12 protein-coding genes are annotated in these 12,793 nt (G+C 43.0%); 9 read left to right on the top strand and 3 right to left on the bottom strand.

Translation table 11 applies throughout. From position 1 onward, the window contains the following. Window positions 1-42: 42 nt before the first annotated feature. Window positions 43-1,176 (bottom strand): tRNA guanosine(34) transglycosylase Tgt, encoded by a 1,134-nt coding sequence (tgt, locus tag L3D27_RS06145; RefSeq protein WP_432480637.1) that lies wholly within the window; start codon window positions 1,174-1,176, stop codon window positions 43-45. A gap of 114 nt (window positions 1,177-1,290) precedes the next feature. Continuing rightward, window positions 1,291-2,355 carry a tRNA preQ1(34) S-adenosylmethionine ribosyltransferase-isomerase QueA gene (gene queA, locus L3D27_RS06140; RefSeq protein ID WP_432480636.1) on the bottom strand — a complete coding sequence of 355 codons (1,065 nt, stop codon included), beginning with the start codon at window positions 2,353-2,355 and terminating at the stop codon, window positions 1,291-1,293. A gap of 308 nt (window positions 2,356-2,663) precedes the next feature. On the opposite strand from queA, the gene L3D27_RS06135 reads away from it, so the two are divergent. From L3D27_RS06135 to dacB, 3 genes are all read left to right on the top strand, one after another. Then, on the top strand, window positions 2,664-3,866 hold the full coding sequence (locus L3D27_RS06135; RefSeq protein WP_373628549.1) for an Mrp/NBP35 family ATP-binding protein: 1,203 nt from the start codon (window positions 2,664-2,666) through the stop codon (window positions 3,864-3,866). Between the two features lie 155 nt (window positions 3,867-4,021). Next, entirely contained in the window at window positions 4,022-4,591 is a 570-nt protein-coding gene (dcd, locus tag L3D27_RS06130; RefSeq protein WP_432480635.1) for a dCTP deaminase, read from the top strand. 317 nt (window positions 4,592-4,908) lie between these two features. Continuing rightward, window positions 4,909-6,477 (top strand): D-alanyl-D-alanine carboxypeptidase/D-alanyl-D-alanine endopeptidase, encoded by a 1,569-nt coding sequence (gene dacB / locus L3D27_RS06125; RefSeq protein ID WP_284672884.1) that lies wholly within the window; start codon window positions 4,909-4,911, stop codon window positions 6,475-6,477. 69 nt (window positions 6,478-6,546) lie between these two features. Here the strand turns inward: dacB and L3D27_RS06120 are convergent, their stop codons facing one another. Then, window positions 6,547-7,338: a cytochrome C assembly family protein gene (locus L3D27_RS06120; RefSeq protein WP_432480634.1), complete on the bottom strand. Its 792-nt coding sequence runs from the start codon at window positions 7,336-7,338 to the stop codon at window positions 6,547-6,549. 150 nt (window positions 7,339-7,488) lie between these two features. Between L3D27_RS06120 and ffh the strand changes: the two genes are divergently transcribed. From ffh to ubiA, 6 genes are all read left to right on the top strand, one after another. Next, window positions 7,489-9,030 (top strand): signal recognition particle protein, encoded by a 1,542-nt coding sequence (gene ffh, locus L3D27_RS06115; RefSeq protein WP_432480633.1) that lies wholly within the window; start codon window positions 7,489-7,491, stop codon window positions 9,028-9,030. A 145-nt stretch (window positions 9,031-9,175) separates the two neighbouring features. Further along, complete coding sequence (gene tsaB / locus L3D27_RS06110) at window positions 9,176-9,844, top strand: tRNA (adenosine(37)-N6)-threonylcarbamoyltransferase complex dimerization subunit type 1 TsaB (RefSeq protein WP_432480632.1); 669 nt, start codon at window positions 9,176-9,178, stop codon at window positions 9,842-9,844. 103 nt (window positions 9,845-9,947) lie between these two features. Next, window positions 9,948-10,790, top strand: coding sequence for an undecaprenyl-diphosphate phosphatase (locus L3D27_RS06105; RefSeq protein ID WP_284672880.1), 843 nt, complete (start codon window positions 9,948-9,950; stop codon window positions 10,788-10,790). 8 nt (window positions 10,791-10,798) lie between these two features. Further along, a complete protein-coding gene (locus L3D27_RS06100) occupies window positions 10,799-11,611 on the top strand; it encodes a class I SAM-dependent methyltransferase (protein ID WP_432480631.1) in 813 nt (270 codons plus the stop codon). A 20-nt stretch (window positions 11,612-11,631) separates the two neighbouring features. Next, a complete protein-coding gene (locus L3D27_RS06095; RefSeq protein WP_432480630.1) occupies window positions 11,632-11,904 on the top strand; it encodes a hypothetical protein in 273 nt (90 codons plus the stop codon). Then, entirely contained in the window at window positions 11,901-12,776 is an 876-nt protein-coding gene (ubiA, locus tag L3D27_RS06090; RefSeq protein WP_432480629.1) for a 4-hydroxybenzoate octaprenyltransferase, read from the top strand. Before L3D27_RS06095 ends, ubiA begins: the two co-directional genes overlap by 4 nt. Window positions 12,777-12,793 lie beyond the last annotated feature (17 nt).

The following is a 12,793-nucleotide window of genomic DNA, read 5'->3' as shown; positions in this document are numbered from 1 at the left end:
TTTATCTGGTTTTAAGAAGTTGAGTTTGCCGATATTTTGTAATCAGCTAAGCTCTAATGCAGGCACTTCCAACCCTTGTTTGGTATAAAATTGTGCCACAAATGCCCCAAAACGGTCTTCTTCAATACTGGCTCTAATGCCTGCCATGAGATTTTGATAAAAGCGTAGGTTGTGAATGGTGTTTAATTGAGCAGATAGCATTTCATTGCATTTGTGCAGATGATGTAAATAGGCACGGCTAAAATTCTGGCAAGTATAGCAGTCGCATTCACTATCCAAGGGTGATGTGTCATGACGATGGACGGCATTTTTGATTTTTATCGCCCCTGTTGATGTGAACAGATGACCGTTTCTTGCGTTTCGAGTTGGCATGACACAGTCAAACATATCCACACCACGACGCACCGCCTCAATAATATCAGCGGGAGTGCCTACGCCCATCAAGTAGCGTGGCTTATCGGACGGCATAAGATTGGGTAGATAATTGAGTACGCCCATCATCTCATCTTTTGGTTCGCCCACCGAAAGACCGCCAATGGCATAGCCATCAAAGGGCATCTTTAACAGTCCTGATAGCGATTTTTCACGCAAATCTTGATACATAGAACCTTGAACGATGCCAAACAGAGCATTTTTATTGCCCAGTTTTTGATGTTCATCAATGCACCGTTGCCCCCAGCGAAGTGAAAGCTCTAAAGATTTATCTGCCTCAAGATGGGTGGCAGGGTAAGGTGTGCATTCATCGAACTGCATGACGATATCGGAGTTTAGCGATTTTTGGATTTGCATTGAAATCTCAGGCGACAAAAATACTTTAGCTCCGTCAATCGGCGAGCGAAAATACACGCCTTCCTCTTTGATTTTACGCATTGCTCCAAGACTAAATACCTGAAAACCACCAGAATCCGTCAAAATTGGTTTATCCCAACCGATAAAGTCATGCAGTCCGCCAAACTGATCAATAACAGCAGTGGTAGGGCGAAGCCATAGATGAAAGGTATTGCCCAAAATGATGTCTGCACCGATGGCATGGATGTCTTTAGGTAGCATCCCTTTGACAGTGCCATAAGTTCCCACAGGCATAAAAGCAGGGGTCTGTACTTGTCCGTGTGCTAAATGAACCGTGCCTCTTCTGGCACGAGTGGTAGAGCAGGTGTTATGTAGAGTAAATTTCATATGATTGGTCTTAATTGGTAATGTGGGTGAATTTTTTAACAGTGCTATTTTTACAAGGTTATTTTGATAAAGTCATCATAATAAAAACCTGTTATTTTGCCTATCGGTCTTGTGTTAGTTTTTATCCAGTAACATTGCATCGCCATAGCTAAAAAAGCGATAACGCTCACTGATGGCATGAGCATAAGCTTGTTTGATGTTGTCAGTGCCAGCAAAGGCAGACACAAGCATCAGCAGGGTGGATTTGGGTAGATGAAAATTGGTAATCAGTCTATCCACCACACCAAAGTGATAAGGTGGATAAATAAAAATTTGTGTATCACCACTAAACTCGGTCAGTTTGCCATCTACACGATGTAGATGGGCGGTCTCTAGCGTACGAGCAACGGTCGTGCCTGCAGCGATGATTTTCCCACCATTTGACTTGGTTTCATTGATTTGATTGGCGGTTGCTTGTGGCAAGTGAGCGTATTCAGCGTGCATGATATGCTCTGATAGATTCTCTGCTCTAACAGGAGTAAAAGTACCTGCACCAACTTGAAGCGTTACAAAGACAATCTTAACACCTTTATTTTTTAATTCATTTAGCACCTTTTCATCAAAATGTAGGCTTGCGGTTGGTGCAGCAACACTGGCCGCTTTGGCAGGGTCATAAAATACCGTTTGATAACGAGTGTCATCATCTTGATCGGCTTTGCGTTCAAAATAAGGCGGAATAGGCATCTGCCCATAGCGTTCTAAGTCTGGTAAAATCGGTGCATCAAATTGCAAGATGAATAAGTTTTTGTCTCGTCCACACATGGTGGCTGTCATGTTGCCGTCCGCCAAACTGACTGTCTGCCCAAGTTTTAGGGCACGACTAGAGCGAACATGACAGTGAGCGATGCGTTGCTCATGGTTGGTGATGCGTTCAATAAGCACCTCCACCGCACCACCTGTATCCTTAATGCCAAATAGCCGAGCCTTCATCACTTTAGTGTCGTTTAACACAAGCAAGTCGCCTTTATTTAATAGGCTGGGCAAATCGGTGAATGCCAAATCCGTGCGTCTGTTGCCTTGCACATGAAGCAGGCGAGAAGCTGAACGCATAGCGAGCGGATAACGAGCGATGAGTTCGTCAGGTAAATGGTAATCAAAATCGGCGGTCAGTAGTGGCGTGGTCATGAGTTTTGTTTTCATAAAAAGCCTATTCTATCAAATTTTTGGCAAAAATTGGATGTTCTGCTGATTTTTTCTTATAAAATTAAACGATATCTTTGTTGGGCTGTTCGTAAATCGCTTAGATGGTTTCAGTCATGCTTGTTTGGATGTTTTATATGGCGACATAGACCAAAGCTTAGGGCTGATGGGTTATTTGGTTGATTTTGATAAAAGCAATGTATGACCTAATAAAATCATGCTACAATAAAGTAAGCCTATCATATGGCGGTTTTGCCAAAAACATACGCTAACTAACATTGATACCAATCCATAACCAATAAGATACCATGTTTAATCCCTTTAAAAAGAAAACAACCATCAGCATGACTGATATTAATAAAGTGATGAGTGAATTTACTTTATATGAGCAGTCGTTGGCGACTTATATAGATGGTCATGAGCTAAGTGGCGATACACTAAACCTAACCCTAAAAGTGCATAAAAATGCCAACCAAGCCGAGCTTGAAAAGGTGTATCACGACCTAAGGAGCAGACTGCATCTAATTGGTGTTGGGGAGGTGAATCTTAATGTTGTTTTGTCTGATAAAGTTGCCCCAACTGGCACAAAAATAGATATCAGTGGTCAGCAAAAGACGGGTGTGCAGAATTTTAATCCCAATAACAGTGTTCAAGATGGCAGTGATGCCATGTCAGAGCAATCTACACCCACCAAATCCGTCTCTAGGCAGTCTGATATCGCTGTGCATCCACGCATTCGCCATATCATTGTTGTGGCATCTGGCAAGGGGGGTGTGGGTAAATCTACCACCACTGTGAATATCGCCCTTGCTTTACAGAAGCTTGGTAAGAGAGTAGGTATCTTAGATGCCGACATCTATGGGCCATCTGTGCCTGATATGCTTGGTGTGGTAGGGGTAAAACCTGCTGTTGAAAACGATCAATTTGTACCAATAGATGCTCATGGGCTTGCTATGCTCTCTATTGGTAGCTTGCTAGAGAGTGATAATACCCCAGTGGCATGGCGTGGCATCAAGGCGACAGGTGCTTTGATGCAACTATACAATCAGACTAACTGGCCACATCTTGACTATCTGGTTATTGATATGCCGCCTGGTACGGGCGATATTCAGTTAACCCTTGCTCAGCGTATTCCGATTACAGGAGCGGTGATTGTTACTACGCCACAGCACATCGCTTTACTTGATGCTCAAAAAGGCATGGAAATGTTTTTTAAGACTGATATCCCTGTTATTGGTGTGGTGGAGAATATGGCACTACACACTTGCACGAATTGTGGTCATGTAGATGCTATTTTTGGGGAAAATGGCGGCAAGGGTCTAGCCAAGCGTTATCAAGTGCCATTATTGGGACAGCTTCCGCTTGCCACAGGCATCCGTGAGAATATGGATAAAGGCAGTCCAAGCGTGCTATTGGGTGATGACTTTTCGGTGTATTATGAGCATATCGCTAACAATATTGATGGTCAAATTGGTAAGTTTGATAAAGGAGAAAGTGGGCGGATATTTTAATTGGCTTGATAAAAAGTCTAATGCAATATCGGTACTTTAAATTGCCTAAGTCATCATTATCCTTTATAATGCAAAAATTTTTAGTAGCGTATTGTTTGTGGTTTTAGCCATAAGGCAAAGAATTTTACAATAAATATTTTAAGTGAGAAATCATTATGTCCATCAAGTCAGACCGCTGGATTTGTCAAATGGCGACAGAGCATCAGATGATTGCTCCGTTTGAGCCAAACCAAATCCGCCATAATGAACAAGGCGATAAAATCGTCAGTTACGGCACATCAAGCTATGGCTATGATGTTCGCTGTGCCAATGAGTTTAAGGTGTTTACTAATGTGCATTCCGCCATTGTTGACCCTAAAAACTTTGATGAAAAAAGTTTTATTGATATTGTCGGTGATGAATGCATCATTCCGCCAAACTCATTTGCATTGGCTCGTACGGTAGAGTATTTTAAGATTCCACGAGATGTGCTGACCATCTGTTTGGGCAAATCTACTTATGCACGCTGTGGAATCATCGTTAATGTTACACCCTTAGAGCCTGAATGGGAAGGCCATGTTACTTTGGAATTTAGTAATACCACCAATCTACCTGCACGCATCTATGCAGGCGAGGGCGTGGCACAGATGCTATTTTTTCAATCTGATGAGGTGTGTCAAACTTCCTATAAAGACCGTGGTGGTAAATATCAGGGACAGACAGGCGTTACATTACCGAAAACTTGATGTCATTGAGTGATACTTGGTTACATAAGTTAAACCGCAATTTTCAAAAGATTGTTCTACAATGAGCAATCTTTTGTTTTTTATGACTATTTTGGTTTAAGATTTGGCAGGTTGGATATTGGCGAAAAATCACCAGTTTGATGCTAAAATGGCACGCCAACGAGCAAGAAAATAGCCCAAAAGCTAAATCATTTTGAGCTAGAAGAAACCATTAAATGGAATGATTATTTGTCATCAGTGATTAAGGCATGGGTCTTGGCATTAACAGGATGCGTGGGCTGTGTTTTGTGGAAATAGACTAAAAAGATGGAGCGAGTATGTACCGTCAATGTTTGGTGGCAGCGTTTGGGCTGATGGCTCAAGTTGGGCTGGCAAATTCATCAGAGATTTCTAATACATCAATACAGAGCATTCATGATGATATCCATGAGCAGGCACTACCCCATGCCATCAAAGCTAAGATGATGGCGGCAGGGCTGTCTGACGAAGAGATAAGTCTGTGGATTGAGCCATTAGACGGTATTAGTATTGCAAAAACACCCACTCAAGCCATTAGACGGCATACTCCAATCGTCCGCCACCGTGCTGATAAGTTGCGTACACCTGCATCCACCCAAAAGCTCATCACAACCTTGATTGCTCTGCACACTTTGGGGGAGAACCACCGTTGGTTTACTCGTATCTATCCTAAGGGTGTGATATTAAATGGGGTGCTGTATGGCGATTTGGTCATCAAAGGCTCTGGCGATCCTTCTATGACGCATGATAGACTTGTTGCCATGCTTGAGCAAGTACAAAAGCAAGGCATACGCCATATTCATGGTGATATCATCATTGATAACTCAGCTTTTACCAATGTTAAATACGACATTCAGGCTTTTGACGGGCAGGGGTTTCGTGCTTATAATGCTGCACCGAATGCTTTTTTGGTTAATTTTGGCACAGTGGAAGTTGATGTTTTACCATCAGGGCATGATAAGTTGGTACAGATTGGTAATAAAAAAGCCATTGCTTTTACCCCGACAGACGCACAAAGTGCTGCTGTGCGAGTGTTGCCACCACTTGATGATTTTGATGCACCAACTCAAATCGCTGCTAATCATACCAGTTGCTTAAACGACACCAAATTTCATCTGACGGATACAAAGCTGACCATCTTAAGTGGTACACGGGCTTCTTGTGGTAGGCGGTCTTATTGGCTAACTTTTGCTGATTCGGATACTTTAGCACTCAAGGCGGTAAAGGGTGTTTGGCGGTCACTAGATGCTAAATTTTCAGGTCATGTTCGCATACAGACGGATGTTGATAGCCCGACTATTGCATGGCTTAGCTATCCATCTAGACCGCTATCAGAGCAGATTTATCTTATTAACCAATACTCTAATAATGTCATGACCGAACAGGTGGCATTATCGTTGCCATTATCCATACCGATGTCAGGACAGTCTAAGATGAGCGACTACTCTCGTGCGTTTAACTTCATTAATAAATGGTGGCAGACACACTTAACCACGCAACCGCCCATCATGAGCAGGGCATCTGGATTGTGCAGGGATTGTGGCATTACAACAAGTGCGATGGCGGATTTGTTGATATTTGCTTATCATCAGCCAAATTTTGAGGTGTTCAAGGAGTCATTACCGATTGCAGGGCAGACAGGGACAATGCTGTCTTTGGCAGAGCGTGATGCTAGCCATCCTGCCATCGGTCGTGCTTATGTCAAGACAGGCACGCTCAACAATGTCAAAAGTTTGGCTGGATATGTGATGGATACACAAGGCAGATGGTATGTGTTGGTTGCCATCATCAACGCCCCTAATGTGGGGCATGATAGCCGTGCCACCGCTGTGCTTGATGAGACTTTGAGCTATATTGCCACACGCTGACGGTAGATTGGGCTAAAATAAAAACAGCCCTTAGTTGGGCTGTTGTGTGAATGATGGGTTTTAATGATTTTATATCAACAACTCAAGCACTGCCTTTGAGCCAACAAAACCAACAGCAAGTAAAATAAAGCCATAGATGGTAAAATTAGCAGCACGCTTGCTACGCCAGCCAAAGCGGTAATGTCCGATGATAAAAATACCAAAGATAAGCCATGACAGCACGCTAAAAAACAGCTTGTGAGCGATGTGCTGTGCCATGATATCATAAGTTGAGACAAAGCCAAGACCTAAGGCGATACTTAAAATCACAAAGCCAGCTAAAATCATGTCAAAAAGCAAGTTTTCCATGCTCTGCAAACTTGGTAGCTTACTTACCCAAAAACGATGAATGGTCTGATGTTTTAGCTCTCGGATTTGTAGTTTTAGAATGATTGCTTGTACAGTCGCCATCAGTAGTACACAATAAGCAGCAAAAGACAGTAAAATATGGGCTTGTAGTATTGATGTCAGCTCACCTAAAGGTTCGTACGGTGCTCGCCCAAAAAACCCCACACTAAGACCAGCTAAAGCAGTTGGGACGGCAAGTATGCCCAAACTCATGATGGGGCGATATAAACAAAACAACACAAAAAACACCAAAAAAAACAGACTGATTAGGCTGATGGTGTTAAAAATGTGTAGATTAAGACCGTAGGCAGTGATGATTTGCGGAAATAATAAAAACGCATGCAGTCCTGCACCGATCAATAAGGCGGTGATAAAAATTTGTTTGTTAATGGGTTGTTGTTTGGCGAGTTTTTGATACAAAAAACCAACAACTGTTGCATAAATTATCGCACTGATGACATAGATACTAAGCACAAGAACCCCTAATTTGGATAAAAATTGCAAAAAACGAGCATTTTTTATCACACCTTTTAATTTAAATTGGCATAATTGCATAATTTATCATAAAATAGACGGTATTTGTAGTTTTCGCATTGTTTGATTTTAGATTAATTTGGAAAAATTATGTTTGATACGCTAACCGAACGACTTTCTGGCAGCCTTCGCAACATCGCTGGTACAGGACAGCTGACTGAAGATAACATTAAAGATACACTGCGTGAAGTGCGTATGGCACTTTTAGAGGCGGATGTGGCACTACCTGTAGCTCGTGAATTTGTCGCTAAGGTCAAAGAAAAGGCATTGGGTCAAGAGGTGCTCAAAGAGCTTGCTCCAGGTCAGGCTTTTGTTAAAATCGTTTATGATGAACTTACCGAGATGATGGGTTCTGCCAATCAGTCTTTGGAGATGACAGGAAAATCGCCTGTTGTCTATCTGTTGGCAGGTCTGCAGGGTGCAGGTAAAACCACGACTGCAGGTAAACTTGCCAAATACATTCAAGATAAACAAAAGAAAAAAGTCATGCTTGTGTCGGCTGATGTATACCGTCCTGCTGCCATTAATCAGCTTGAATTTGTCGCAGGGCAAGTTGGGGCGATGTTCGTGCCATCAAGTGTGAGCGAAAACCCTATTGATATTGCCCGCCGTGCTATTGAAGAAGCAAAAATCAAGTATGCCGATATCCTAATTATTGATACTGCAGGTCGCTTGGCGATTGATGAGGAGATGATGGATGAGATTAAGGCATTAACAGCAGCGGTCAACCCAACCGAGACTTTGTTTGTTGTGGATAGCATGACAGGTCAGGATGCGGCTAATACCGCCAAAGCCTTTAATGACGCATTGCCGTTGACGGGCGTCATTTTGACCAAAACTGATGGCGATGCTCGAGGTGGGGCGGCGTTGTCGGTGCGTGCCATCACAGGCAAGCCGATTAAGTTTTTGGGTCGTGGTGAGAAACTAGAAGCACTGGAGTTATTCCACCCAGAACGAATCGCACAAAGAATCTTGGGTATGGGTGATGTGTTAAGTTTGGTTGAGGAGGTTGAGAATAAGATCGACCGTGAGCAAGCTGAACGCATGGCAAAAAAACTCCAAAAAGGTGGTGAGTTTGACCTAGAGGACTTACTCAATCAGTTCCAGCAAATGAAAAATCTAGGCGGTATGGCAGGCTTTTTGGATAAAATGCCAGGCATGGGTGGTGCCGATTTACAAAAAGCGATGGAAGAAGCAAAACCTGAAGAGAAGGTTAAAGAGATGGAGGCACTCATTCACTCAATGACGCCATTTGAACGCCAAAACCCTGATAAGATTACCCCTAGCCGAAAACGCCGTATTGCTGCAGGCTCAGGCAAACAAATCCAAGATGTCAATCGCTTGCTTAAACAACACAAGCAGATGGCAAAAATGATGAAGATGATTAGCCGTCCTGATGGCATTGGCAAGATGATAAAAGCGGTGCAAGGTTTAACCAAAGGTATGTCGGGTGGCGGTGGGCCATTGTTTGGTGGTGCAGGTAAAGCTCAGGCAGGTATGAGTGAAGCACAGATGAAACAATCAATGGCTGAGTTGGGGCTTAATCCAAATAATATGCCAAGCATGGAGGAGATGCAAAAACGAATGCAAGCGATGGAAGGGCAATTTCCAAACTTTAAAAAGCGTTTTTGATGCGTCATGGCAAAAAACACTCAAGACCTAACTGAGTGTTTTTTGTCTTTCATTATTGAAAAATTAAAATTACCCAAACAATTACCGAAATTAAGCCGTCTGTATTAAAGTGGTGGCAGAAGATTAAGCGAGTGTGTGAGCTGTTATGTTAGTTGCATTTGATACTATTTTTGATCAATGTGCCATTGCTGTGATGACTGCTGATGGGCAGATGATTTATGATAAGTCGGTGGCAGGTTCTCGTGGTCAGACAGAGATTATCCTGCCGATGCTTGATGAGGCTTTGAATGAGCTTGGTATTGATGTCAAAGAGGTTTTGGCATGGGCGTTCAATCGAGGGCCTGGTGCATTTAGTGGTATCCGCATCAATACAGCGGTGGTACAGGCATTATCGGTGGCAAATGATGCCCCATGTGTCGGTATTTCAAGCCTTAAGGCATTGGCATATGCGTTAATATCCAAAAAAAATCTACCCAATAACAGCCGTATTACCAGTGTGATAGATGCCAGACAAAACCAAGTTTATGCAGGTGATTTTGTGTTAGCTGATGGTGCTTTGGTAGCCAAAGATGAATACCTGCTGGATTATGACAGCGTGGTTGTTTCTGATGTCATTGTGGGCAATGGTGCTGATTTAATACAAAGCACGGCACAAAAATTAAACTTAGAGCCTACCGCTTATCACATCGCACAGCTTGCTTATCCGATATGGCAAGCAGGTGGTGCGGTCAGTGCTGAGCAGGCTTTGCCAGTGTATCTACGCCATAATGCCTGGAAAACACTTGCCGAACAAGGTAAAAAGCAAGCGAATTGATGACTTTTTGTTTGTGAGAGCGTTTTAAAATATCGTCTCAATCACCATGGTCATAAAAACGGTAATAAAACAGCTAACTTAAATCACTGATTAAGCCAATATTATGGATATTTTACTTTTCTTAAAAGCTATTGTCATGGGCATCGTTGAAGGTGTGACGGAATTTTTGCCCATATCAAGTACAGGCTACATGATTTTATCTGCCGATATCATGGAGTTTTGGGATAAGGACAAACGAAATTTGTTTATCGTTTTTGTTCAACTTGGGGCGATTTTAGCGGTGATTTATGACTATTGGGGACGGCTATGGACAGCGTTGATGGGACTATTGACAGGTAAGTCGAGCAACATGAGTAACCCTAGATTACTAGGCATGGCACTTATTGTTGCCACACTGGCTGTCATGGTGGCGGGTTTTACGCTAAAAGATTTTATTACAGATGTGTTGTTTCATCCACTCATTGTGGCGATGATGCTAATCATTGGGGCGATACTTATTATTTATGTTGAAAAACACCCAAAGGCAGTTCAGGCACAAGAAGCTGAACACATTGATGTTAAAATGGCATTAAAGATTGGCTTGGTGCAGTGTTTGGCACTCATACCTGGCACAAGCCGTTCGGGTTCGACCATCATTGGTGCATTATGGTTTGGGGCATCTCGCAAGGCAGCGACCGAGTTTTCGTTCTTTTTGGGTATTCCTGTGATTATCGGTGCGGCACTTTTGGATTTATTAAGTAATAAAGATGTGCTACAGATGGGTCAGGATTGGGCGGTTTTGGCAGTAGGAACGGCAGTTTCGTTCATCGTGGCATTGCTGTGCATTCGTTTGATGGTGGCATGGGTGTCCAAAAAAGACTTTATGATTTTTGCGTATTTGCGTATTATTACAGGGTTGGCGGTGCTAGTGGTTTATTTTCTTTTTGACTATCAGATTCAAGGCTGATGTACTGCATGGATATTTTGGTTGTTGGTACAGATGCTGATGCTAGGATTTTTGATGAGCTTGTCTTGTTGAGTGCTCAATATGATTTGCCACTGACTTTATCCTTTAAACTGCTATCAAAGGTGAATGATAAGTTTATCTTGACAACCATCTTGGATTATCCGGATAGTACCATCATTGCCATCATAAAAAACAGTCCTGCCATCATTTGGGCAAGCGATAATGGCATCATGAAATCATCACTTCACTGGCAAGCATTGACCAAACGAATCGTTAATGCGGGGCGAAAGTCTGAGTTGATTTTGCAGGCGTGTAAATTGAACGCTCAGATGACAGTGATTGATGGTATGGCAGGTTTTGGGCATGATGGGTTGATTTTGGCGAGTACGGGCGTGCAGTTGCACATGATGGAGCGACAGCCACTCATGGCGTTGTTGCTATTTTATGAGCATGGACTGATGAGTGGCAATCAAAACTGGCAAAAATTACTGTCTCGCATTCATATTCATTATGGGGATTTTTTACTAAGTGAGCTTGGGTTACCAAAGGTGGATTTGGTGTATCTTGACCCCATGTTTCCTGCTGACAGCTACACCGCCAAAGTGGGCAAGAATATGCAGGTGCTACATGAGCTAGCACCGCCACCAAGTAGTGATGATGAACGACTGCTTTTGACGCAGGCAATGCGTACGGCGGTCTGCGGTGGTAGGGTGGTTGTCAAGCGTCCAATATCTGCCCCTTATCTGTCTGGTCAAATACCGGCACAAAGCATCGCCAATGATGCGATTCGCTTTGATAGATATCAAGTAACAACATCTTGAACTGTGTGATATAAGGAGTGATGATGCAATACGAATATGTGATCATGTTGGTGGTTTTGATTATGGCGTGGCAGAATTTTTCTTTAAGACGCAAAATAAAACAACTGTGGCAAACGATGGATAAGACCAAATACATCGATTATTATGCAAAGATTGTACATCAAACCAAAGACCAGACAGTAGCTGTTAAGAAACTGCGTCAGGCATTTCCTGAACTTAACTTATTGCAAGCGGTGGAGATTAGTCAAATCGCCCATCGGCAGTCTGCTGTTCAAAAAGAGTCAGGGGTATGAATTTTTTGGATAAACTCATCGCTTGGCTTGAGCTGACTCGCTTTGATAAACCTGTTGGTACAGAGTTGTTGCTATATCCGACTTTATGGGCAGTATTTTTGGCGAATGCAAAACTTGGGCAACTGCCTAGTGTGCGGTATGTGTTGATTTTTGCACTTGGGGCGATTCTTATGCGGGCGGCAGGCTGTGCCATCAATGATTTTGCGGATCGCAAGGTTGATGGGCAAGTCAAGCGAACCAAAAATCGCCCATTGGCAGATGGTAGACTGTCTGCTCGTACGGCGGTGCTAAGTTTTGTGGTACTGGTTTTATTATCGGCAAGTTTGTTGTTTTTTTTGCCTGTGCAGGTGTTTTATTGGTCGCTTGTGGCGGTCGCTCTTGCCTTTATTTATCCGTTTATGAAGCGATATACGCATCTGCCACAAGTGGTACTGGCGGCGGCATTTGGCTGGGCAATACCGATGGCGTATGTTGCTAGTACTGGCAATGTTGATTTTTGGGGCTGGTTGTTGTTTGTTGCGTATATGTGCTGGACGGTGGCTTATGACACCCAGTATGCCATGTGTGATAGAGACGATGACCTAAAAGTGGGCGTAAAATCGACCGCTATTTTATTTGGTCGCTACGATGTGATGATTGTTTGTGTGCTAAATGCTGTATTTTTGGGGTTGATGACATGGGTATTTCATCATTATTTTACAGCATGGACAAAATGGCTTTTGTTGCCTATGGTGGGGTTATTTGTCTATCAATACACTTTGATTGCTCATCGTGAACGCCTGTCTTGCTTTAAATCATTTCGCCATAATGTATGGGTGGGTCGTTATGTCTTTTTAGTGACGGTAGTTGCGTGTGTGTGGCACTTTGGTTAATAGGGGTGTTAAATGCG

Source organism: Moraxella sp. ZY200743 (assembly GCF_050885545.1).
Classification (GTDB): domain Bacteria; phylum Pseudomonadota; class Gammaproteobacteria; order Pseudomonadales; family Moraxellaceae; genus Moraxella; species Moraxella haemolytica.
This window is presented reverse-complemented; position numbering and strand designations above follow the sequence as displayed.